Raw genomic sequence first — 21,341 nt, forward strand, 5'->3', positions numbered from 1 at the left:
GGCTTGCGACCTTCCACTTCAACGAGGAACAGGAGACACACCATGAACGATCCTCAGACCAACACCGACACCCCGCGACGGAAATTCCTGAAGGGTGCGGCCGTAGCGGCGGCGGGCGCGGCGGCGCTCGGCTTCCCGACGGTCGTCAAGGCGCAGGGGCCCATCACGATGCGCTGGCAGAGCACCTGGCCGGCCAAGGACATCTTCCACGAGTACGCGCTCGACTTCGCGAAGAAGGTCAACGACATGACCGGCGGCGACCTCAAGATCGACGTGCTGCCCGCCGGCGCGGTGGTCCCGGCCTTCGGCCTGCTCGACGCCGTGTCCAAGGGGACGCTCGACGGTGGCCACGGCGTGCTCGTGTACCACTACGGCAAGCAGACGGCGCTGGCGCTGTGGGGGTCCAGTCCCGCCTACGGCATGGACGCCAACATGCTGCTGTCCTGGCACAAGTACGGCGGGGGCAAGGATCTGCTCAACAAGCTCTACGCCTCCATCGGCGCCAACGTCGTGTCGTTCCCCTACGGCCCGATGGCGACGCAGCCGCTGGGCTGGTTCAAGAAGCCGATCACCAAGCCCGACGACTTCAAGGGCCTCAAGTTCCGCACGGTGGGCATCTCGATCGACCTGTTCACGGGGCTGGGGGCGGCGGTGAACGCGCTGCCCGGCGGCGAGATCGTGCCGGCCATGGACCGCGGGCTGCTCGATGCCGCCGAGTTCAACAACGCGTCCTCCGACCGGCTCCTCGGCTTCGCCGACGTGTCCAAGGTCTGCATGCTGCAGAGCTACCACCAGAACGCCGAGCAGTTCGAGATCACGTTCAACAAGACCAAGTTCGACGCGCTGCCGGCCAAGATGAAGGCCATCATCGAGAACGCGGTGGAGGCCGCCTCGTCCGACATGTCGTGGAAGGCGATCGACCGCTACTCGAAGGACTACATCGAGCTGCAGACCAAGGACAAGGTCAGGTTCTACAAGACCCCGGACGCGGTCCTCCAAAAGCAGCTCCAGATCTTCGACGAGGTCTTGGTGAAGAGGTCGGCAGACAACCCGATGTTCAAGGAGATCTCCGACTCGCAGCGCGCCTTCGCCGAACGGGCGGTGAAGTGGGACCTCGACACCAACGTCAGCCGGCGCATGGCCTACAACCACTACTTCGCCAAGCCGGCCGCCAAGCCGGCTGCCAAGCCCGCTGACAAGAAGAGCTAGCTCTCCGTGACGCCCGCACGGCAGGCCAGCCATCCGGCGCGCGCCGGATGGCTGGCCGGTTTTCTCCGCCGATGAACGCCCTTCGCGTGATCCGAGCCATCGACCAGGCCAGCTACTGGTCGGGCAAGGCGTTCGCGTGGCTGATCGTGGCTCTGACCTTCGTGGTCTCCATCGAAGTCTTCAAGCGGTACATCCTGAATGCGCCGACGGCCTGGATCTTCGATTTCAACAGTATGCTCTACGGCACGCTCTTCATGATGTGCGGGGCCTACACGCTGGCGCTGGCCGGACACGTACGCGCCGACTTCGTGTACATCTATCTGAGTCCGCGCGCCCAGGCGGCGCTCGACCTCGCCCTGTATCTCCTGTTCTTCATCCCGGGCATCCTGGGGCTCATGTACGCCGGTTACGGGTACGCCGGCGACTCCTGGCGCATCGGGGAGCACTCCACCGTGACCGCAGAGGGCCCCCCCATCTACCACTTCAAGTCGGTCATCCCGATCGCGGGCGCGCTGGTGATGCTCCAGGGGCTGGCCGAGATCATCCGCTGCGTCGTCTGCATCCGGACCGGCGCCTGGCCCGCGCGGCTCGAGGACGTCGAAGAGATCGACGTGATCGACACCCAGTTGTCCCACAGCGAGTACGTGGACGAAGAGTCACGCCGCGTCGCCATGGAGGGGGCGCACGCGATCGACGAGGCCGCGCGCCACCGGACCGTGGTGGACGAGAGCGAGCGGAAGGACCCGTGAGCGACCCGAGTCTCGGCCTGGTGATGCTGGGCCTCATCGTGATCGCGATCATGATGGGCTTCCCGACCGCATTCACGCTGATGGGGCTGGGGATGATGTTCGGCTACATCGCGTTCTGGATTCCGGGTCATCACTGGTGGGACAACCGGGCCTTCGACCTGATCGTGCAGCGGACGTACGGCGTCATGACCAACGACACCCTGCTGTCGGTGCCTCTGTTCGTCTTCATGGGATACGTCATGGAGCGGGCGGCGCTCGTGGACCGGATGTTCCACAGCGTGCAGCTCGCCTTCCGCCGCGTCCCCGCCTCGCTCGCCGTCACGACCCTTCTCGTATGCGCGTTCTGGGGCATCGCCTCCGGCATCGTCGGCGCCGTCGTCGTCCTCATGGGCGTGATCGCGCTGCGGCCGATGCTCAATGCCGGCTACGACGTGAGGCTCGCCGCGGGGGCGATCACGGCGGGCGGTACGCTCGGCATCCTGATCCCCCCGTCGGTCATGCTCATCGTCTACGCTGCGGTGGCCGGTCAGTCCATCGTCAAGCTCTACGCGGCGGCCATGCTCCCGGGCTTCTTCCTCACGTTCCTGTATCTCGTCTACATCCTCGGCTGGGCGATCATCAACCCGAAGATCGCGCCCAAGCTGCCGCCGGACCAGTACCGCGTGCCGGTGCCGGAGTGGCTCCAGCGGCTCGAGCGTGGCCGCTCGCGGAGCGTCGTGCTCGGTGTGCTCGCGGCCGCCGTGCGCCCGGGCTTCGTGCGCCACGCCACGAGACCGGACGGGGGGCCGCTGGGCTATCGCCCGATCCTCAACAGCGTGGTAACGATACTGGTGCCGGTCGCGCTGACGGTCGGCACCCTCGCCGCGACCTGGTGGTACGTGGCCGTCTACAACGCGCCGGCGGCCGCGGTGGTCGCGACCGCTCCGACCCCGCAGGCCACGCCACCCGACGCGCCGAAGGCGGCGACCCGACCCCCCGCGGAGCCGGAGAAGCCCCAGGAGCTGGGATCGGCGGCGCAGGAGCCGGATGCAACGCAGACCCCGAAGAAGGCCGACAGCCCGCCCGAGGAGATGACGTCGCTCGCGGCGCCTGCGGACACGACGGCGGGGAAGATCCCCGAGCACTTCTACGCGTGGTTCTGGGGATTCGCCGCAGGCTCCCTCCTCCTGCTCCTGGTCTACTTCTGGCGCATGGACGGCGAGCAGCTCGAGATCCTGAAGGAGCTGTGCATCTCGGTGGTGCCGCTCGGCGTGCTCACCGTGGTGGTGCTCGCGGTGATCCTGTTCGGGATCTGCACCGCGACCGAGTCCGCGGCGATCGGCGCCCTCGGCGCGCTGTATCTCGCCGTGTTGACCAAGTTCCCGCGTCAGGTCGGCTGGTGGAGCCTCGCCGGCGCCATCGTCGGTGTCGCGCTCGGGTGGTGGAACGGCGAAGACTTCGCGTCGCTGCTCGTATCGGCCTCGATCGGGGGGACGTTCATGGGGACGGTTGCACCCGGGCTTCTGAACCTCAGAAGCTCACCGGAGCTCCGGCAGACCTTGAAGGAATCGACCTTCCTCACCGCGAAGACCACCGCCATGGTGTGCTGGCTCTTCGTCGGGTCCGCGCTCTTCTCCGCCGTCTTCGCGCTGCACGGGGGCCAGGGGCTGATCGAGCGGTGGGTGCTCGGCATGAACCTCTCGCCGCTCGGATTCCTGTTCCTGTCGCAGGTCATCATCTTCGTGCTGGGCTGGCCGCTCGAGTGGACGGAAATCATCGTGATCTTCTGCCCGATCTTCATCCCGCTCCTGACCCACTTTCAGGTCGACCCGATCCTCTTCGGCACGATGGTGGCGGTCAATCTCCAGGCGGCGTTCCTCTCGCCGCCGGTGGCGATGTCGGCGTTCTATCTCAAGGGCGTGGCGCCGAAACACGTCACGCTCAACCAGATCTTCGCGGGGATGATGCCGTACATGATCATCGTCTGCATCTGCCTCGGGTTCATGTACATCTGGCCCGGTATGACGCTCTGGCTGCCGGAGTTCCTCTACGGCAAGTAAGCGGCGGTGCGGCCGGACGGACGGGCACGTGTGATGGATCTGAAGGGCCTTCACCAGCTCTCGGCCTCGGAGGCGGCGCGCCTGATTCGCGAGGGCGCCATCAGCTCGGAGCAGCTGGTCGAGGCGTGCCTGGCGCGTGTGCGCGAGAGGGACGCGCAGGTCCAGGCCTGGTCGTTTCTCGATCCTGACCACGCGCTCGACCAGGCTCGCCGCGCCGACCAATGGCGGCTCTCCGGGCAGCCCATCGGGCCGCTGCATGGCGTGCCGATCGGCGTCAAGGACATCTTCGATACGGCCGACATGCCGACCGAGAACGGGTGCGTCCTGCACGCCGGTCGCACGCCCTCCCTTGACGCGGCCGCCGTCGCGGCGCTGCGCGGGGCGGGCGCGGTGATCATGGGCAAGACCGTGACGACCGAGCTGGCCGCGTACACCGCCGGCAAGACGCGCAACCCGCACGACAGCGAGCACACCCCGGGCGGCTCGTCCAGCGGGTCGGCCGCGTCGGTCGCCGCCGGCATGGTGCCGCTCGCGATCGGCAGCCAGACCAACGGCTCGGTCATCCGCCCGGCGTCGTTCTGCGGCGTGTACGGTTTCAAGCCCACCCACGGACTGATCCCGCGCGCTGGAGCGCTCGCGCTGTCCCGCGCGCTCGACCACGTCGGCGTCTTCGCCCGCACCATCGAGGATGTGGCGCTCCTCACCGAGCAGCTCGTGGGCTACGACGAGCGCGACCCCGACACGCGGCCCCGCGCGCGCATGCCGCTCGTTGAGGTCGCGGCCGAGGAGCCGCCGATCTCGCCGATGTTCGCGTTCGTGAAGACACCGCGCTGGGACCGCGTCGACGGCGACGCGAGGGAGGCCCTCGCCGAGCTGACCGATCACCTCGGCGACCGCGTGGAGGAGCTCGAGCTGTCCGCTGCGTCCGAGGAGGCGTTCGAGTGGCACCGGGTCATCATGGAAGCCGACATGGCCGCGAGCTTCCGCAGGGAGTGGGAGGAGGGGCGCAGCCGGCTATCCCCATCGCTCTACGCGCAGCTTGAGCGAGGGCGAGAGGTGCGCGCGGTCGACTACCTGCGCGCGCTGGCCAGCATCCCGGCGCTCAATGACAGCTTCGCGGAGCTGTTCGCCCAGCGCTATGACGCCATCCTGACTCCGGCCGCGGCCGGCACCGCGCCACGCGGCCTCGGCTCGACCGGAGATCCGGCCTTCTGCACGTTGTGGACGCTGTGCGGCATGCCCGCGTTGAGCGTGCCGCTGATGCAGGGCGCGAACGGCCTGCCGCTCGGCGTACAGCTGGTCGGTCCGCGGCACGGCGACGCGCGGCTGCTGCGCACCGCGCGGTGGCTCGTGGCCCGGGCCGGGGCCGCCTGAACTCCAGGAGGACCGAGCCGCGCTCAGCTGAGCTGGGGCGAGTACGTGCCTCGGCCGACGGCGACGAGGGCCCGCTGCTCGTCGTAGACGTCCACGTCCACGAGGGCCACGGTGCGCCCGGCCCGGCGAACCCGCGCGGTGCCCGTCAGGACGCCGCCGACCGCCTGCCGCAGGTAATCGATCCGGAGGTTGATCGTGGGCACCCCTCCGCCCACCGCCATGCCGATCGCGAAGTCGCCGACTGCGTCGATGAAGGCTGCGATCGGTCCTCCGTGGAACTGCCCGGTTCCCAGCCGCCGCTCAAACTCAGGCCTCATCGGCATGCTCACCGTCAGCGTGGCCGCGTCGTGGTCGAGCGCGACGACCCGGAGGCGCAGGAAGCCGAGAAAGGGCGAGGCGTCGAAGATGGCCTGGATCTGCTCGACGGAGAGCCCGGCGTCGCTCACGGGCGCACGACGACCTTGCCGAAGATTTCGCGGTCTTCCAGGAGCCGGAACGCCTCGTTCACCTCCGCGAGCGGCAGCTCGCAGTCGATGACCGGCTTCAGCCGCCCCTCCTGGATCAGCGCGAGGAGCGTGGACAGATCCTCCCGCGTCCAGCCGTTCGACCCCAGGATCTTGAGCTCGAACGTCCAGATGAAGCGAAGGTCCTCCTTGGGATCGAAGCCCGCCGTGGCTCCGCACGTGAGCACCTTGCCCCCGCGGTGCAGGACTTTCAACGACGGCACCCACGTCTCGCCGCCGGTGAAGTTGACCACCACGTCCACGCCGCCGCTGAACTTCCGCCGGTGCGGCTTGCCGAAGGTCTCGTAGACCCACTTCACGAAGTCGTGCTTCGTGTAGTCGAGGGCATGCGCGGCGCCCAGGTCCTTCAGACGCGCGAGCTTGCTGTCACTGCTGGCGCAGGCGATCACTTCCGCGCCGCGGAGCCTCGCCAGCTGGACGCAGCAGGTGCCGACGCCGCCCGAGGCGCCGAGGATGAGGACCTTGTCCCCCTGCTTCACCTCGCCGATGGTGTGCATCATGCGCACGGCCGTGCCGTAGGCCACGGGCAGGCACGCGGCGGCTTCGTACGATACGTCCTCCGGGAGCGCGACCAGGTGGTGCGCCGGCACGCGGCAGTACTCGGCGAGCCCGCCGTGCCACATCTCACCCATGAGGCCGCCGGGCCCGACCCTGTCCACCGGATCGACCATGACCCGGTCGCCGGCCTTCCACCCCGTCACGGCGCCGCCGGTCTCGACGATCTCGCCGGCGAAGTCGACGCCCATGATGCAGGGCATGGGCACCTTGATGCCCTGCATGCCACGGCGCGTGAAGATGTCGTGGTAATTGAGCGTGGTGGCGCGCACCTTAATGACGACGTCCTCGGGCCCCGGGAGCGGATCGGGAAAAGCCGGCTCGATCCTGATGGACCCGGGCCCGCCGTGCTCGTAGATGACCGCGGCTCTCATGCTTTCGTCTCCACCTGGCGGTGCTCGAGCGCCAGCCGGCGGAGCGCCACGCGATCCACCTTGCCGGTGCTGGCGAGCGGCAGCGCCGGCATGAAGACCACGTGCCGCGGGTGCTGGTAGGCCGGCGCATGCGCGAGGGCGTACTGCTTGACGTCGTCATCGTGGAGGCGGCTGCCGTCCCGGGTCACGACGAAGGCGAACGGCTTCTCGTACTTGATCTCGTCGGGGATCGGCACGACGCAAGCCTGGAGGATGTCGGGGTGGCGCTCGAGCATGGCCTCGACCTCGCCCGGATAGATGTTCTCACCGCCGCAGATGAACATGTCGTCGGCGCGTCCGACGAAGTAGTACGCGCCTGTCGGGTCGCGCCTCAAGACGTCGCCGGAGAGGTACCAGCCGTCCGGCGTGAGGACTTCCTTCGTCTTGTCGGGAAGGTTGAGATAGCCCGTCATGTTGGCGGGCGTCCGGATCCAGAGCATGCCCTCGTCGGCATCGCGGCCATCCGGGCCCACGAGGCGGACTTCCACGTCCAGCCGCGGCCAGCCCAGCGCCAGGTCGGGCTGGTGTCGGCCATCCGGATCCGCGCCGAACATGACCGGGCCGGCTTCCGTGGTGCCGTAGATGTAGGAGACCGCCGCGCCGGGGAAGGCCTTCTTGACCGCGTCGATGAGCTGCTGCGTCGTGGGCGCCGAGCCCATTCTCACCACGCGCACCGAGGATAGATCCGTGCGCGAGAGGGTGTCGGTTTCGCGGAGGATCAGCGCCAGCATCGTCGGCACGGAGGTGAGGAACGTGACGCCGAAGCGGCCGATCGCCTCGACGTACCGGCGGGCGTCGAACTGCGGGAGCAAAACGATGCCGCCGTGCGCGGCGAACACGACCTTGCTCGTGCCAAGCGCGTTCATGTGGAAGAGCGGCGCCGCCACGATGAAGCGCTCCCGGTCGAGGCCCGTGCCCGCGGCGACACGCGACCGCACCGCCCAGAGGTGGCCGTCGTGGGAGAGCGGCACACCCTTGGGCCGGCCGGTCGAGCCTGAGGTGTACAGCACCATCGCCGTCTCACGGGCCGCGGGGCGCACGGCGGCGAAGTCCCCGTGGTCCAGGAGCGCCTCGAAGCCGTCGCCCGCCGTCGAATCGAAGTCGACCAGCGGGATCCCGGCAGGAACCTGCGCGCGGCGCTCGCCGTCGCAGAACGCGAGCTTCACGGCCGCATCCCGCATCACGAAGTCGATCGTCTCACGCGGGAACTTGTGGTTCACCGGGACCGAAACCAGTCCCGCGCGCATCGTCCCGAAGTAGGCGACGAGGAACTCGGCGCGGTTCCCGGCCAGGATCGCCACCGCGTCCCCCCGCGTGAGGCCGCGCGCGCGCAGGCCCCGCGCGCAGGCATCGGCCAAGCGGTGGATCTCGCCGTGGGAGTATTCGCGAGGCCGCTCCCAGTCGAGGCAGTCGATCAGCGCCGTAGCGCCGGCCGGTCGAGACCGGTCGAGCAAGTCGCCCAGGTTGACGGGTTGGGTCATCTGGACTGCTGAATATACACCACTTGGCTGGGGCCGCTCCGAGGGCCGCCGCGCCCGGACGGAGCGGGCGTGGTAGTATCCGACCCCGGAAGCCCTCGAGATGCCCAGATGCGATCCAAACAGGGAGGAGCCATGAGAGTGAGGCGGCGATTGACCGCCCTGGCCGCGCTCATCGTGCTGATCGCCGGCTTTGCGGCGCTCGCGGCGGCGGCCGAGGGCTGCGCCCCCCGCGGCAAGCTTGACCCGATCTACTGCGACGACAACGGCGATGGCATCGCCGACCCGCCCAAGGACCCCGCCAAGCTCCTCAATCCCGACCCGCTCGTCTTCGCCTACGTCCCGGTCGAGGACCCGGCCGTCTACGGCCCCGTCTTCGCCGACCTGCTGCGCCACATCGAGAAGGTCACCGGCAAGAAGGTCCAGTACTTCGGCCCCCAGAACTACGCGGCCCAGCTCGAGGCCATGCGCTCGGGCCGGCTGCACGTCACGGGCTACTCCACCGGCAGCGTGGTCTGGGCCGTGAACGTGGCCGGCGCGGTGCCCTTCGCCCAGATGGCCACGGACAAGGGACCGCGCGGCTACCACATGGTCGTCATCGCCCGCGGCAACGACGCCAGGATCAACTCGGTGGCCGACCTCAAGGGCAAGCGCGTGGCCCACGTCTCCCAGACCTCGAGCTCCGGCCACCAGGCGCCCGTCTTCTTCTTCACCAGGCTCGGGGTGGTGCCGGGCAAGGATTACGAGATCGTCTTCTCGAGCAAGCACGACAACTCCATCCTCGGCGTGGTGAACGGCGACTACGACGCCGCCCCGGTGGCCGACACGGTGCTCGAGCGCATGGTGAACCGCGGCGTGGTCAAGCGCGGGGACTACAAGGTCGTCTACACCTCGCCCGTGTTCCCCACGGCGGGCTTCTCCTACTACTACGCCCTTGATCCGAAGCTGGCCGCCAAGATCAAGGAGGCCTTCTACACCTTCAAGATCCAGGGCACGAGCCTGGGCCAGGACTTCCGCGACGCCACCCACTTCGTCCCCATCGACTACAGGAAGGACTGGGAGGCCGTCGCGGGCATGCTCGACGCCAACGGCGTCGTCTTCTCCCGCGAGTCGGCCGAGTACAAGAAATTCTCCGCGCCGCCGAGAAAAGGCGGGGAGTAGGGACCCGCCCGGCAGGTGCTCGAAGTCTCCGGGCTCACGAAGCGCTATCCCGCCGGAGACGAGGCCCTTCGCGGGGTTTCGCTCGCCGTCGGCGCCCACGAGGTGGTTTTCGTCATCGGGCCCTCGGGCGCCGGCAAGAGCACCCTCATCCGCTGCGTCAACCGGCTGGTCGAGCCCGACTCGGGCTCGGTCACGCTCGACGGCCTCGAGTTGACGACGCTCGCGCCGGCCGGGCTCAGGCTCGCGCGGCGGCAGATGGGCATGATCTTCCAGGAGTTCAACCTCGTCGAGCGCCTCACCGTGATGGAGAACGTGCTCACCGGGCGGCTGGGCTACGTCCCGCTCTGGCAGGCCTGGCGGCGCCGCTTCCCCGCCGGGGACGTGGCGCTGGCGTTCGATACGCTCCGGCGCGTCGGGCTCGAGGGCATGGAGAACAAGCGGGCCGACGCGCTGTCGGGAGGCCAGCGCCAGCGGGTCGGCATCGCGCGGGCCCTGGTCCAGCGGCCCAAGATCCTGCTCGTGGACGAGCCGACCTCCAGCCTCGATCCCAAGACGGCCGAGGCCGTGATGGCGCTCATCACCCAGCTCGCCACCGAGGACCGCATCCCGGCCCTGGTGAACATCCACGACGTGCCGCTCGCGCGGCGGTTCGCCCAGCGGATCGTCGGCCTCAACGCGGGACGCGTGGTCTTCGAGGGCCGACCGGGCGATCTCGACGGCGCCGCACTCGACCGCATCTACGGCGGCGCCCCCGGCGAACTGGCTCGGGCGCTCTCGTGAGCCGGCTCCAGGCGTGGCGGCCGCCCTCGGCCTTCCCCAGCCGGTGGATGGGCCCGGCCTGCTGGCTCGCGCTCTGCGCCTTTCTCGTCTGGAACGCGGCGAGCCTCGAGCTGGACCCGGCGCGGATCCAGCGCGGCTTGGCCCGCGCAGGGACGGTGTTCGGCAGGGCCTTCCCGCCCGACTTCCACCGCTGGCGGCTCCTGCTGGACGGCATCGTGGAGAGCATCCAGATGGCCACGCTCTCCACCGCGCTCGGCACGGCGCTCGGCATCCCGGTGGCGGTGCTGGCCGCGCGCAACGTGGTGCCGCTGCCGGTGTACGCGGCGGGTCGCGGCATCGTCTCCCTCGGGCGCACCTTCCACGAGATCATCGTGGCCATCATCATGGTCAAGGCCGTGGGCTTCGGCCCGCTCGCCGGCACGCTCACGCTCACGGTCAACTCGCTGGGCTTCTTCAGCAAGCTGCTGGCGGAGCAGATCGAGCAGATCGACCGCGGCCAGGTGGAGGCCGTGCGCGCGACCGGCGCGGGCCGCGGGGCCGTGCTGCTGTTCGGAGTGCTGCCCCAGGTGCTGCCGCGCGTCATCGGGCTCACCGTGTACCAGTGGGACATCCACCTCCGCCAGTCCACGATCATCGGGATCGTCGGGGCGGGCGGCATCGGCACGACGCTGTACAACTCCTTCTCCCGCTACGACTACGACTTCAGCCTGGCTATCCTGCTGGTCATCATCGCGATCGTCGCGGCGGGCGAGTGGGTGAGCGCCTGGGCCCGCAGGAAGATCCAGTGATGACGCATCCGGCGGCGCCGCCGGTTCCGCCCGTCTGGACCCGCCGGAGCCGCGGCCAGCACGTCGCGCGGCTCGCGGCGCGCCTGGGCGTCGCGCTGGTGCTCGTGTGGGCGGCCCGCGGCATGGGGGTCCGCTGGGAGTGGATCGCCGACTCCCCGGCCCAGCTCGCCGATCTCTTCGTCCGGATGGTCCCGCCCGACTGGGCCTTCGCCGGCGCGCTCATCAACCCGCTCCTGCAAACGGTGAACATCGCGACCCTCGGCACGGCCGTGGCCGTCCTCCTGGCCCTGCCCGTCGCCTTTCTCGCGGCGCTCAACACCACATTCAATCGGGGCACCTATCTGCTCGCCCGCCTGCTCATCGTGGTCAGCCGCTCGGTGGACTCGCTCATCTGGGCGCTGATCTTCATCATCATCGTGGGACCGGGCTCTCTGGCCGGGGCGCTCGCCGTGGGCGTGCGCTCCCTGGGTTTCGTCGCCAAGCTCTTCGCGGAAGGCATCGAGGAGATCGACCGCGGCCAGGTCGAGGCGGTCACGGCCACCGGGGCCGGCCGCTTCCACGTGCTCCTCTACGGCATCGTGCCCCAGATCCGGCCGGTGTTCGCCGGCGTCTGCGTGTTCCGCTGGGATATCAATATCCGCGAGTCGACGGTGCTCGGCATCGTGGGGGCGGGCGGCATCGGCTTCGTGCTGAACGAAGCCATCCTGGGGCTCGAGTGGGCGCGCGTCAGCCTGATCTTATTGGTGATCCTGGGCATCGTCGCCCTGTCCGAGGTGGCCTCGGCCTGGATCCGGCGCCGTCTCGCATGAGCCCCACGCGCCGCAGGTTGCGGGCTCTTGTTGCCCAGGCGGTCATAGATTCACTTCGAGATCTCACCACTAGCGAGCGGCGGTACTATGTCGATATGTTTGAGTCTGTTCATTCGGAAATCAGACACCAGGAACAGCCCGAAGTAATCGTGCGCCTCGCTTCGAAGGCCGCCCAGCGGGTGGCGCCACCCGCTTCTTTGCCCCCAGAGGGCACGGGTGGTGGTGAAGAAGCTCAAATAGGCTCAGATGAACCGTGGAAAGGTCTTCAGAAACTCTTCATTGCGGGCCTTGAAGGGCTCTCTGCGGAGCTTGAAGGTGTGGCTGGCAAGTTCCTCAAGACCTTCTCGGAACAAGTTGCAGAGAGACTCTTTGATGCCGGTGTCCGGCCACCCATGCTGACGAGTGTCGACCGGTTTGTCGCATGGTCGCTCAAGCCGATCAGATCAGCGCTGCAACTCGACGGTGTTGGAACCTCTCAAGACGTTAGGGATACGAAATCAGAGCTTAAGAGCGCACGAGGGCGCGTCAGATCGGAGCGGACCGAGGTGGCGGAAGAAAGGGCTATGAAGGCGAGCGAACGAGAGAATGAATCTCGGGGAAGGGCGGGGGCCTTAGAACGGGGCGCGGAGCGCCCGTCGGTGAGGCGAGGCCCAGTGCGCTGATCAAGTGGAAATCTGCAGGGTGAGGTATTCGAGTCCTAAATCACTGACAAGGCAGGTCCCGAGGGAGGACGCTCGGGCGAGGCGGGCCATGACTGAGAACGGGTTTTATGTTATCTACGCTCCCCGGTCTGATAATGGCCTTTATGTCGCCAACGCGCACTCGTAGCCTTTCTTCTTGAGCTTCTCGGCGACTTCCTGTGCGGCGTCCGCATCCAACTCGGCGACCGCCACTGCGGCGCCCTCTTCCGCCAGGCCTTCGCAGTACGCGGCGCCAATGCCGTGACCGCCTCCCGTGACGATCGCTACCTTCCCTTTAAGTCGCATATCTTCCTCCCTCGCTCACCAGCTGGTCCGTCGGTCGTAGGTGTAGGTCGTCGCGCTGCCCCAAGTATCGGTCACGCTGAGGAGATTACCGTTGGGATCGTATCCGAATTGGGTGAGGCCGTTCAAGGGATCGATGGCCCGAGCAAAGACGTCAATACTCAAGCCCGACCCCAGTTTTTCAATTTCACGCCCTCGCGACCTGACGTCCGGCTCTCCCGGCAGCCACCCCCGACACCCGGCTCGGGATCGCGAGTGGTTACGGGGCCAGTTGCGGCTCCGAAAACGACTAGGGCGCGCCGACTAGGCCGCACATGGTGAACTCGTCCGGCGCCGGATCCGGCCCCACCGTGGACGGGTTCGGGTCGTGCAGATCGATATTCCCGCCTCCCGGCCCGCCCCCGCCCAGCAGGCGCGTGGCGACGTGGTACGCATTGGAGAGCCGGATGCCAAACCCGTCATTGGTGCCAGGCTCGCCATTGTCAATGAGTCGCACACGGAACCGAACGGGGGGTTCGCTCACGTTGGTCGTGGCCACGCCGCAGATATCGCGGGTGTTCGATGGAGGGGACGGGTCCACGTATCCCGTGATCTGGATGCTGTCCACGTGATAGCCGGTGCCGTGATCGACATAGTTCACGTGGCCCCAGAAGTTGCCCTTCTTACATCCCCCGTGGACACCGAAGTTCGCCATCACGTTGGAGTCTGTAACGACGAAGCCACCGCTGGTGACGAAGTCGCAGGGCGACGGCACGGCGGGAGGGCAGCCGCCGCAGCACCTGTCCTGAGCCACCGCCGGGCTCACGGCCACCGCGCCTAATGGCACCAGCGCCGCGGCGAGCGCCGCCGCCCGAACATGCTTGAGCGCCCCCTGCAACAACTGCTGCGTCTTCTCCCGCAACTCTGCGTGACGGACGTCCTGAGACATCTTCGTCCTCCTTTCAGGAACTCCTCGTTCAACGTTGTTGGATGGGACCCCCACGGAAAAAGGAGCCCGGTTTTTGAGGTTGACGCGTCATTCCCCGGTCCGTATGTTCACTACCGTGCGGCTTCTCCTGGCCAATAACCATTGCATCAGCGACCCGACCGCCGGCCTGACGCACAGCCTCCGCACGATCATGCGCTGGCTGGCGGGGGCCGGCCATGCCTGCCACGTTCTCACCACGGCCCGCTTCGAGAGCCCCGTCACCTTCACGATCGAGGAGCACTTGAGCCAGCTTGGCGTCCCGGTGGCGCGCGTCCCCGCGAAGCGCGGGATGGCGAAACAGGCCAACAAAAGACAGCGCCGCGCGGCCGGCCGGCCCATCGTTCACTACACAGTCGACGGGGTCCCTGTCACCTTGCTTCTGACCCGCCACAACGACGAATCGCGGCCCGACCGTGCGGAGGCCACGCAGTACCAGGAACTGCTCGAACAGCTCCTGGACGAGTTTGCCCCGGACCAGTTGATCGCCTGCAACGGGCACCCGATGATCCAGCAGGCTTTGGCGATGGCCCGGAAACGTGGCGTGACAACCGTCTTTACCGTCCGGGGCTTCGGCTATTACGAGCGGCGATACTTCGAGCACGCGGATCACGTCTTTACGTGCAGCCAATACCTGACCGATCTCTACCGCGAGAAGGTGGGGCTGATCAGCACACCCATCGAGCCGCCGATCGAGTGGTCGAACGTGATCGCGCCCACGGAGTCGCGTGCCTTCGTAACCTTCGTCCACCCGGCGCCTCACAAGGGGTTGCTGCTGTTCGCACGCCTGGCCGACATGCTGGGATCGAGGCGACCGGACATCCCCATCCTGGTCATCCAATCCGGCCAAAGCGGCGGCTCGCTGAACGCCATTCCCGGCATCGACTTCAGCAAGTACCCGCAGATCATGGCCGCGCCGCCCGTTCCTACCCCGGCCGACTTCTTCGCGTTGACCCGCATCCTCCTGGTGCCCTCGGTGTGGGAGGAGCCGTTCGGTCGGGTGGCGGCGGAAGCGATGATCAACGCGATTCCCGCGATTGTCAGCAACCGCGGGTCCTTGCCCCAGGTTATCGGCGGGGATTTCTCCGCTGGTGGGGGCGGACGGGTATTGCCCATCCCCGACTGGCTGACGTTCAAGACCTTTCGGCTCCCCAGCGAAGAGGAGGTCCAGCCGTGGTTCGACGCCGTCTGTGCGCTGTGGGACGATCCCACTCTGTATCAGCGCGTGGCTACCCGAGCGCGTCAGATCGCCGAAGAGCGCTACAGTGAACAAGTGTCGCGTAAACAGCACGTCGACTACTTTACTTCATTGAGGCCGGGAGGCCGCCTGTTTATGTAGCCATTGTGCCCCTGTCAGAACCTGTCGGCAGACACGACCTGCCCGTCGGCAGGCGGGCCTGCCCGGTCCCGCCACGCTCCCGTCTGCCGGACGCCAGGAGACGGATAGGTACGGCTCACCCACCCCGCCGTCGGCGCCCGCCGGCCCCGGCCCGGTCTGATAATGGCCTTTATGTCGCCAACGCGCCTAAGCGCTTCGAGGCCGCTTTCGGCGAATTCATCAAGGCGCGGCAGGCGAGCCCCGCGTCGCTCGAAGCGTGCGAGGGCGTTCGGCGGGTCGGCGCCCGTCTCGGTGAGGTACCGCCCGCTATCGGGGAGTGCGCCGGAAGGTGCTAGCCGTCCCGCGCCAGGACGTAGGATAGCGAAGACCATGATCAAGAAACTGCTCATTGTCCTCGGCACGCTCGCAGTGGGAGCCATGGCGGTTCTCACCTTCGCACAGCACACTGTCGTGGACCTCGACCTGTGGGGCTTAATTGCCATGGGGCGGGAGACGCTGCTCCGGGGGTGGCCACCCACTCAGGACCCCTTCGCCTATGTCCCGACCCTCGATCCAGTCGTGTATCACGAGTGGCTGTCCGGTGTTATCTTCTACCTCCTGTTGCAGCAGTTCGGCAGCGCCGCGCTCAAGCTGCTCCTGATCCTCCTGGGCATCCTGACACTCTGCTTCGCGGCCCTTGCCGGCCGGCGTCGTGGAGCGTCCTACTTCTCGCTCCTCGTGAACGAGCCTGGTGGCCATGTGCTAGACCGTTGAGTCTTCGCGCTGTCTAACGCCAGTATCAGCCGCGGCCGAAGGCCGTCGGCTGCATGCCGGGCTTATGCGGACTGCAGGCGAGCCGGCCGACCAAGAAGTGAGGCTCTGACCCGACGCGGAACCTCTACGGCCGCGAACCATTCCGCCGGGTACAGATAGTCCTCGCCGCTCTCGTCAACGACGCGAAGGTCGCCCTCCCGCGCCGCGTCTTGATCGGGGAGGACGCGGTAGATCTTGTGTAGTTCCAATGACGCGGGGTACCCCGAGTTCTCGACGCAGACCACGAACGTAACCGCCTGACGACGACGTGCCTTCCGTGGTCTAGTCGACATATCGTTTCCGCTTGACTTCCTTCCTGCCGAAACCATGCGCCTCATACCAGTGCACCTCCGCGCGGCGTACCGTTCCGCTTCGCAATCGGACCAGGGCCACCCCCTTGAGTTTCCGCCACCGACCCGTGCCATAGAGCCTGCGCAGCCTCGGGAGGTCCCGGATGCGTCTCCCTACCGCGATCGTCTCGATCTGTGAAATGTCGCGAACGATCTCGAAGGGCATCGGCCTCCATTATGGCTGGTCCGTCAGCCATGCGCCACCCTTGAGCTTTTCTTGAGTCCGCGTCTTTCCCGGCAACACCGCTGTCGCGTAACGCGCACGTTGACCGGCCGCGGCGAGCAAATGCGAGCCAGCGGTCCGGTCGAACGTGAGGTTAGCTGGCACGCGCGCGCCCCGATGTCGAGGCAGGAAGCTTGTAAACGCTCACGGCCGTGGTGAACCCCTTTGGTCGAACGGGCCAGGGGCCTACGAGACGGGTAATTTCGGTGAAGTCGTCTTGGTTGCCGACGTTGCCATAGTCTGCCTGAATCTGGTGAGCGAACGGCGCGTTGATGACTACCTCACCCTCCTCCGCAATCGCGACCAGCCTCGCTGCAAGGTCGATGTCACGTCCGTAGACGTCGCGCGCGTTCGGTAGGAAAGAGATATCGTAGGACTCCTCGCAATAGCAGGCGCCGATCCTCACCGGCAGGATCGGTTCTCCAGTTCCCTCGGCGGCGATACTCGCGAGGCGAGCAAAGAGACCGAGTGGCGTCATTCCACGATTCCGAAAGTCATCTCGCTCCGCGAAGAACATCAAAGAGTCTCCGAGTCCTTTCAGCGGTGCGCCGATCTCCGCCAGCCACCCCTGAACGGTTGCGAAAGCGTTGTAAATCAAGCGAACCCAATCCGACAGACCACGCTCTTTCAATGAAGTGGAGCCGACGATGTCCCCGAAGACGCAATAACCTGGGGACGGCCGAAGCTCGCGCAAGAGGTCGCGAAAGTCGCCAGCGCCCGGCACGATCAGAAACGACACCTCAGTGGCTCCTCAACATGCCCATTCTGCCAGCTAACGCCATGGCTGAGCGGCGGGCTTCGCCCGCCCGCTCCAGCCAAAAGTTAGCTTCATTTTGACCGCTTCCTGTCCAAGAGCCGACGCATGCTGTCACTAAAGCTCTTCGACGCAGCTTGGCTCGCCGCCACTTGGTTGACTAGGAATACTAGAACCTCCCTGACCACGCCGGCGTGTTCTAGACAGGTCTCGTCCGACTCAGCGTGCAAACCCTCACTCAGTGCAGTGTGCAGTACGGACAGCGGATTCATGCCATCCGGTCGGAGGATTAGAGGCAATAAATCCTTGACCAGTTCAATCTTTTCTTGCGTGACGATCGTCTTCTTGGTCTTCTCTAGGGCTACACTGAACTGCTTGAGATCGTCACCACTCATCAACCCCGAGATCTCGCCGAGAAGCCCGTCGATTACCTCCTCGACGATTCTGCGGTAGTAGCCGAACGCGCCAATGCCATATCCCTGAGACTCGCACACCAAGCCCTTGCGGAAATATTCGGCATGTTCCCCTAACAGCTTCTCTAGGTTAGGTTCTCCCTCGGCCTCCCACGATGGGAACTGGCCGACCTTCATGAACCACTGTTTCTTCTCGTCCACCTTGACGTAGAAAACGCGCTGGAAGTCCTGGCAGTGAGTGAACACGTAAACCGCGCGGAACGTGATACCTGCGACGGGGAAATTCGTGTACTGAAGCAGTTCATGGCTCTCGTTGGTCATCAGGAACGTCTGGTGGGAAGCGCATTTTGGACAGGCCATGTTGATCGCCGGCTTCGGCAGATCGTCGGCGTTGTTCGGCATCCTTTCTACGCGGAACCTCCGGTATAGCGGATACTGCTCGAGGAATGTTTTGTCGGGCACTCGTGCGCTCCCTTTGAAGCTAACGCGAAGTCGCCTGAACAGCGTTACCTGACTGCGTAGTTCTGTATATCACGGCCGATGAGCCCGACGCGGCAAGGGGACGCGTGAATTCCCGCCCCCTTGCGTAGGCCCCCCGCCCCGCGTCCCCTGATAGACCGCGAGGCGCTGCAGGATATCCCGCTCGGATATCTGATATCGCTGCTGAAGAGCGAGGCTCAGCACAGGAACATCCGGTCGGCGGGGCTCTGGACCCCGGCCGGGCCCCGGTTGAGGACGTGGGTGTAGATCATCGTCGTGCTCACGTCCTGGTGGCCAAGAAGCTCCTGGACGGTGCGGATGTCGTGGCTCTCCTCCAGCAGGTGGGTGGCAAACGAGTGACGGAAGGTGTGGCACGTCGCCGGCTTGGCGATCCTGGCGGCACGGACCGCATCCTTCACCGCCCGCTGGAGCACGGATTCGTGGAGGTGGTGGCGGCGCCGCTGGCCGGTCACGGGCTCTACGTAGAGACGCCTGGCCGGGAAGACCCATTGCCAGCCCCATTCGCGGCCGGCGTTCGGGTACTTGCGCAGGAGCGCGCCGGGCAGTTCGACCCAGCCGGCGCCGGGGCGGAGGTCGGCCTGGTGTTGCTCGCGAGCGCCTTCCAGGTGGGTGGTCAGGGCGGCCTTGACCGCGGCCGGCAGCATCGTCACCCGGTCCTTGTGGCCCGTGAAGTTACCCCGGTTCGGCGGACGGTGGACGGCGAGGGCCCCCGCGAGAGCACCTGCCGACAAGACGGGGTAGGACCACCCGCTGCTCGACCGAAGGGCGACCGTGCTCATACCCGCCACTCCTTCTTATTCGTGGGCTTCGAAGATAGTCGACCGCCGGGGAGCGTACAAGAGAAATCCAGCCACCATCGTGCGGACGGGAGGATTGCGCGCAATCAGATACATCGCGCCCGGCGGGGCTCGGCCACCGGGGCCGGCCGCTTCCACGTGCTCCTCTACGGCATCGTGCCCCAGATCCGGCCGGTGTTCGCCGGCGTCTGCGTGTTCCGCTGGGACATCAATATCCGCGAGTCGACGGTGCTCGGCATTGTGGGGGCGGGCGGCATCGGCTTCGTGCTGAACGAAGCCATCCTGGGGCTCGAGTGGGCGCGGGTCAGCCTTATCTTATTGGTGATCCTGGGCGTCGTCGCCCTGTCCGAGGTGGCCTCGGCCTGGATCCGGCGCCGTCTCGCATGAGCCCCACCCGCCGCGGGATCCTCCCCTACCGCGTGAGCATGGGTTTGAGGTGGGGCCAGAGGTGGTCCACGACGATGCGGTAGCCTTCCGCCGTCGGGTGGATACCGTCAGGCTGGTTGAGCCGAGGGTTGCCGGCGACCTCGTCGAGGAGAAAGGGCATGAACGCTGCCTTGTGCGTGCGCGCGACGCCGGCGTAGAGGCGGCGGAAATCCGCCGCGTATCGCGCGCCGTAGTTGGGCGGCACGTCCATCTCCGCCACCGGTACACCGCGCGCCTGGACTTGGGCGGCGCTGATGCGCGCGTGCCCGACCTCGCCGTCCGGGCCTGCCCCGACCCGCGGGGCGGCCCCAACTTCGCGCTTGACTCTGTCTGCATCCGCGGTGTATTCGGATCGGCAATGAAGCCCACGGGCGCACTTTCGACAGGGGCGCATGCCGCCGCGCAGCTCACAGCGCGCGCGAAGGGTCTCTATTCCTGATGCTTTGGAATACCTCTAAGAAGCTCAGCGCCCACCATCAGCAGAGGCTCAAGCAAGCCGGCATGCGCAGGAATGAGCGGAAGCAAGTTGTCCTACCCCATCCTTTCCACCAGTCTCGGACAGCGGCCGGCGCCCCTGGCGGCGCGGCGTCCTGCCGAGGGTAAGAGGAGGCAATCCATGACCAAGCGGGGGTTCGTGGCAGGCATCACAGCACTGCTCGTGGCAGTCGTGGTGGTCAGCGGGGTCGCGGCGGCCGGACCACCTCCTGCCTACTTCGTGGACCAGTCGAAGCTGCCGTTCGACGCGCTCCCGAACACCACCACTGCGCGCTACTGGGGTGTGCACGGCGGCGCCGGCTACCGCATCGAGGTCCCGGCCAACTGGAACGGCGAACTCGTGCTGTACGGGCACGGCTTCCGGGGGACCGGGCTCGAGCTCACCATCGACAACCCCCGCATTCGCCAGTGGCTGGTGACGCACGGCTATGCGTGGGCGGCGTCGAGCTACAGCAAGAACGGCTACGACGTCAAGCAGGGCGTGAAGGACACGCACGCGCTCGGTGAGCTCTTCAACGGCCTGGTCGGCAACCCCGCGCGGGCGTACATCACCGGGCACTCGATGGGCGGGCATATCACAGGGGTCGCCATCGAGCAGTACCCCCACGCCTACGTCGGAGCGCTCCCGATGTGCGGCGTGATGGGGGACAATGAGCTGTTCGACTATTTCCTCGACTTCAACCTCGTCGCCGAGGCGCTGGCGGGCGTGCAGGCGCAGTTCCCGTTCCCCACCAACTATCAGACGGCGGTAGTTCCGGTCGTCAAGACCGCGCTCGGCTCCCCGTACCCCTTCGTGCTCAACCTCCAGGGCCAGAAGCTGCGCGGGGTGACGCAGAACATCTCCGGCGGCCCCCGGCCCGCGTTCGCGACCTCGTTCGCCGCGTGGGGCAACTTCCTCTTCACGGTCGGTGTCACGGGAGGGAACATCGGGGTCGCACCCGGCAACGTCCAGGACAACAGCACGGCGGTCTATCAGATCGACTCGGATCCCGCGCTGTCGACGGACGAGATCGTGCTCAATGCGACGGTGCTCCGGGTGACGCAGGACCCGCAGGGTCGCCACCCGAACGGGCTGGCCAACATCTCACCGATCCTCGCGAACTTCCGCATCCCGGTGCTCAGCATCCACACCATCGGCGACCTGTTCGTGCCATTGTCGATGGAGCAGATCTACGCGCAGCGCGCGGCAACGCAGGGCACGTCCAGTCTCCTCGTGCAGCGGGCCATCCGCGACCACAATCACTGCGGGTTCGCCGTCCCAGAAGAGGAGGCGGCCTTCGCCGCCCTAGCCTGGATTATTCACGAAAGATGAGACAAAAGAGCCACCGAGTCTCGCGAGCGTGCTATAGAAGCGGTGACTGGACGCTTCGACGCACAAATGAGAGGAGACTCGATGGCTACAGACTGTATAGCGCAGACGACCTT

Annotated in this window: 23 protein-coding genes and 1 pseudogene; 13 read left to right on the plus strand and 11 right to left on the minus strand. The window is 66.7% G+C overall.

Translation table 11 applies throughout. From position 1 onward, the window contains the following. The first annotated feature begins 42 nt into the window (after window positions 1-42). Genes Q7W02_11635 through Q7W02_11650 form a run of 4 tightly spaced genes read left to right on the plus strand, consistent with a single transcriptional unit; the run spans window position 43 to window position 5,371 of the window. Window positions 43-1,209, plus strand: coding sequence for a C4-dicarboxylate ABC transporter (locus Q7W02_11635; GenBank protein MDO8476816.1), 1,167 nt, complete (start codon window positions 43-45; stop codon window positions 1,207-1,209). A gap of 47 nt (window positions 1,210-1,256) precedes the next feature. Next, on the plus strand, window positions 1,257-1,958 hold the full coding sequence (locus tag Q7W02_11640; GenBank protein ID MDO8476817.1) for a TRAP transporter small permease subunit: 702 nt from the start codon (window positions 1,257-1,259) through the stop codon (window positions 1,956-1,958). Next, a complete protein-coding gene (locus Q7W02_11645) occupies window positions 1,955-3,997 on the plus strand; it encodes a TRAP transporter large permease subunit (GenBank protein ID MDO8476818.1) in 2,043 nt (680 codons plus the stop codon). Before Q7W02_11640 ends, Q7W02_11645 begins: the two co-directional genes overlap by 4 nt. Before the next feature lie 33 nt (window positions 3,998-4,030). After that, on the plus strand, window positions 4,031-5,371 hold the full coding sequence (locus Q7W02_11650) for an amidase (protein ID MDO8476819.1): 1,341 nt from the start codon (window positions 4,031-4,033) through the stop codon (window positions 5,369-5,371). A 23-nt stretch (window positions 5,372-5,394) separates the two neighbouring features. On the opposite strand, the gene Q7W02_11655 is transcribed toward Q7W02_11650, so the two are convergent. The 3 genes from Q7W02_11655 to Q7W02_11665 are packed head-to-tail and all read right to left on the minus strand — an operon-like array spanning window position 5,395 to window position 8,344. Further along, complete coding sequence (locus Q7W02_11655; protein MDO8476820.1) at window positions 5,395-5,817, minus strand: PaaI family thioesterase; 423 nt, start codon at window positions 5,815-5,817, stop codon at window positions 5,395-5,397. Continuing rightward, window positions 5,814-6,824, minus strand: coding sequence for a zinc-binding dehydrogenase (locus Q7W02_11660; GenBank protein ID MDO8476821.1), 1,011 nt, complete (start codon window positions 6,822-6,824; stop codon window positions 5,814-5,816). The genes Q7W02_11655 and Q7W02_11660 overlap by 4 nt, the downstream gene beginning before the upstream one ends. After that, window positions 6,821-8,344 carry a class I adenylate-forming enzyme family protein gene (locus Q7W02_11665; GenBank protein ID MDO8476822.1) on the minus strand — a complete coding sequence of 508 codons (1,524 nt, stop codon included), beginning with the start codon at window positions 8,342-8,344 and terminating at the stop codon, window positions 6,821-6,823. The genes Q7W02_11660 and Q7W02_11665 overlap by 4 nt, the downstream gene beginning before the upstream one ends. 132 nt (window positions 8,345-8,476) lie before the next feature. On the opposite strand from Q7W02_11665, the gene phnD reads away from it, so the two are divergent. From phnD to Q7W02_11690, 5 genes are read left to right on the plus strand one after another with little or no spacing between them, the layout of a single operon-like run. After that, window positions 8,477-9,502, plus strand: coding sequence for a phosphate/phosphite/phosphonate ABC transporter substrate-binding protein (phnD, locus tag Q7W02_11670; protein ID MDO8476823.1), 1,026 nt, complete (start codon window positions 8,477-8,479; stop codon window positions 9,500-9,502). A 15-nt stretch (window positions 9,503-9,517) separates the two neighbouring features. After that, complete coding sequence (gene phnC / locus Q7W02_11675; GenBank protein ID MDO8476824.1) at window positions 9,518-10,282, plus strand: phosphonate ABC transporter ATP-binding protein; 765 nt, start codon at window positions 9,518-9,520, stop codon at window positions 10,280-10,282. Then, window positions 10,279-11,070: a phosphonate ABC transporter, permease protein PhnE gene (gene phnE / locus Q7W02_11680; protein ID MDO8476825.1), complete on the plus strand. Its 792-nt coding sequence runs from the start codon at window positions 10,279-10,281 to the stop codon at window positions 11,068-11,070. Before phnC ends, phnE (Q7W02_11680) begins: the two co-directional genes overlap by 4 nt. Further along, on the plus strand, window positions 11,070-11,879 hold the full coding sequence (gene phnE / locus Q7W02_11685; GenBank protein ID MDO8476826.1) for a phosphonate ABC transporter, permease protein PhnE: 810 nt from the start codon (window positions 11,070-11,072) through the stop codon (window positions 11,877-11,879). Before phnE (Q7W02_11680) ends, phnE (Q7W02_11685) begins: the two co-directional genes overlap by 1 nt. After that, window positions 11,876-12,541, plus strand: a complete 666-nt coding sequence (locus Q7W02_11690) for a hypothetical protein (protein MDO8476827.1) — start codon at window positions 11,876-11,878, stop codon at window positions 12,539-12,541. Before phnE (Q7W02_11685) ends, Q7W02_11690 begins: the two co-directional genes overlap by 4 nt. Window positions 12,542-12,682: 141 nt before the next feature. Here the strand turns inward: Q7W02_11690 and Q7W02_11695 are convergent, their stop codons facing one another. Together Q7W02_11695 and Q7W02_11700 are read right to left on the minus strand one after the other, a co-directional pair. After that, window positions 12,683-12,865: an SDR family NAD(P)-dependent oxidoreductase gene (locus tag Q7W02_11695; GenBank protein ID MDO8476828.1), complete on the minus strand. Its 183-nt coding sequence runs from the start codon at window positions 12,863-12,865 to the stop codon at window positions 12,683-12,685. Between the two features lie 286 nt (window positions 12,866-13,151). Next, window positions 13,152-13,790 (minus strand): post-COAP-1 domain-containing protein, encoded by a 639-nt coding sequence (locus Q7W02_11700; protein ID MDO8476829.1) that lies wholly within the window; start codon window positions 13,788-13,790, stop codon window positions 13,152-13,154. A 115-nt stretch (window positions 13,791-13,905) separates the two neighbouring features. Between Q7W02_11700 and Q7W02_11705 the strand changes: the two genes are divergently transcribed. Together Q7W02_11705 and Q7W02_11710 are read left to right on the plus strand one after the other, a co-directional pair. After that, window positions 13,906-15,165 carry a glycosyltransferase gene (locus Q7W02_11705; protein MDO8476830.1) on the plus strand — a complete coding sequence of 420 codons (1,260 nt, stop codon included), beginning with the start codon at window positions 13,906-13,908 and terminating at the stop codon, window positions 15,163-15,165. 369 nt (window positions 15,166-15,534) lie between these two features. Then, a complete protein-coding gene (locus Q7W02_11710; GenBank protein MDO8476831.1) occupies window positions 15,535-15,918 on the plus strand; it encodes a hypothetical protein in 384 nt (127 codons plus the stop codon). A gap of 62 nt (window positions 15,919-15,980) precedes the next feature. Here Q7W02_11710 and Q7W02_11715 read toward each other — a convergent pair whose 3' ends face one another. The 5 genes and pseudogenes from Q7W02_11715 to Q7W02_11735 all read right to left on the minus strand — a co-directional run bounded on the left by Q7W02_11715 (window position 15,981) and on the right by Q7W02_11735 (window position 18,863). Continuing rightward, window positions 15,981-16,250 carry a hypothetical protein gene (locus Q7W02_11715; protein ID MDO8476832.1) on the minus strand — a complete coding sequence of 90 codons (270 nt, stop codon included), beginning with the start codon at window positions 16,248-16,250 and terminating at the stop codon, window positions 15,981-15,983. Continuing rightward, window positions 16,240-16,473, minus strand: a complete 234-nt coding sequence (locus Q7W02_11720; GenBank protein MDO8476833.1) for a hypothetical protein — start codon at window positions 16,471-16,473, stop codon at window positions 16,240-16,242. Before Q7W02_11720 ends, Q7W02_11715 begins: the two co-directional genes overlap by 11 nt. 151 nt (window positions 16,474-16,624) lie before the next feature. Next, a complete protein-coding gene (locus tag Q7W02_11725) occupies window positions 16,625-17,269 on the minus strand; it encodes a hypothetical protein (protein MDO8476834.1) in 645 nt (214 codons plus the stop codon). 89 nt (window positions 17,270-17,358) lie between these two features. Continuing rightward, on the minus strand, window positions 17,359-18,159 hold the full coding sequence (locus Q7W02_11730; protein MDO8476835.1) for a hypothetical protein: 801 nt from the start codon (window positions 18,157-18,159) through the stop codon (window positions 17,359-17,361). A 215-nt stretch (window positions 18,160-18,374) separates the two neighbouring features. After that, window positions 18,375-18,863, minus strand: a pseudogene (locus Q7W02_11735) (tyrosine-type recombinase/integrase). A 270-nt stretch (window positions 18,864-19,133) separates the two neighbouring features. Here Q7W02_11735 and Q7W02_11740 point away from each other — a divergent pair. Continuing rightward, the gene (locus Q7W02_11740) at window positions 19,134-19,382 is read left to right on the plus strand and encodes a hypothetical protein (protein MDO8476836.1); all 249 of its coding nucleotides are present in this window, start codon (window positions 19,134-19,136) and stop codon (window positions 19,380-19,382) included. Between the two features lie 25 nt (window positions 19,383-19,407). On the opposite strand, the gene Q7W02_11745 is transcribed toward Q7W02_11740, so the two are convergent. Beyond that, a complete protein-coding gene (locus Q7W02_11745) occupies window positions 19,408-19,641 on the minus strand; it encodes a hypothetical protein (GenBank protein ID MDO8476837.1) in 234 nt (77 codons plus the stop codon). Window positions 19,642-20,037: 396 nt separating this feature from the next. On the opposite strand from Q7W02_11745, the gene Q7W02_11750 reads away from it, so the two are divergent. Beyond that, window positions 20,038-21,228: a hypothetical protein gene (locus tag Q7W02_11750; GenBank protein MDO8476838.1), complete on the plus strand. Its 1,191-nt coding sequence runs from the start codon at window positions 20,038-20,040 to the stop codon at window positions 21,226-21,228. The last annotated feature ends 113 nt before the right edge of the window (window positions 21,229-21,341 follow it).

Source organism: Candidatus Rokuibacteriota bacterium (assembly GCA_030647435.1).
Lineage (GTDB): Bacteria > Methylomirabilota > Methylomirabilia > Rokubacteriales > CSP1-6 > AR37.

Bases quoted from the DNA above. Each gene is read 5' to 3' on its own strand.
- Q7W02_11635 (MDO8476816.1), top strand. From the start codon at position 43: ATGAACGATCCTCAGACCAACACCGACACCCCGCGACGGAAATTCCTG.
- Q7W02_11640 (MDO8476817.1), top strand. From the start codon at position 1,257: ATGGCTGGCCGGTTTTCTCCGCCGATGAACGCCCTTCGCGTGATCCGA.
- Q7W02_11650 (MDO8476819.1), top strand. From the start codon at position 4,031: ATGGATCTGAAGGGCCTTCACCAGCTCTCGGCCTCGGAGGCGGCGCGC.
- Q7W02_11660 (MDO8476821.1), bottom strand. From the start codon at position 6,824: ATGAGAGCCGCGGTCATCTACGAGCACGGCGGGCCCGGGTCCATCAGG.
- Q7W02_11665 (MDO8476822.1), bottom strand. From the start codon at position 8,344: ATGACCCAACCCGTCAACCTGGGCGACTTGCTCGACCGGTCTCGACCG.
- phnD (MDO8476823.1), top strand. From the start codon at position 8,477: ATGAGAGTGAGGCGGCGATTGACCGCCCTGGCCGCGCTCATCGTGCTG.
- phnE (MDO8476826.1), top strand. From the start codon at position 11,070: ATGACGCATCCGGCGGCGCCGCCGGTTCCGCCCGTCTGGACCCGCCGG.
- Q7W02_11690 (MDO8476827.1), top strand. From the start codon at position 11,876: ATGAGCCCCACGCGCCGCAGGTTGCGGGCTCTTGTTGCCCAGGCGGTC.
- Q7W02_11695 (MDO8476828.1), bottom strand. From the start codon at position 12,865: ATGCGACTTAAAGGGAAGGTAGCGATCGTCACGGGAGGCGGTCACGGC.
- Q7W02_11700 (MDO8476829.1), bottom strand. From the start codon at position 13,790: ATGTCTCAGGACGTCCGTCACGCAGAGTTGCGGGAGAAGACGCAGCAG.
- Q7W02_11710 (MDO8476831.1), top strand. From the start codon at position 15,535: ATGATCAAGAAACTGCTCATTGTCCTCGGCACGCTCGCAGTGGGAGCC.
- Q7W02_11715 (MDO8476832.1), bottom strand. From the start codon at position 16,250: ATGTCGACTAGACCACGGAAGGCACGTCGTCGTCAGGCGGTTACGTTC.
- Q7W02_11720 (MDO8476833.1), bottom strand. From the start codon at position 16,473: ATGCCCTTCGAGATCGTTCGCGACATTTCACAGATCGAGACGATCGCG.
- Q7W02_11750 (MDO8476838.1), top strand. From the start codon at position 20,038: ATGACCAAGCGGGGGTTCGTGGCAGGCATCACAGCACTGCTCGTGGCA.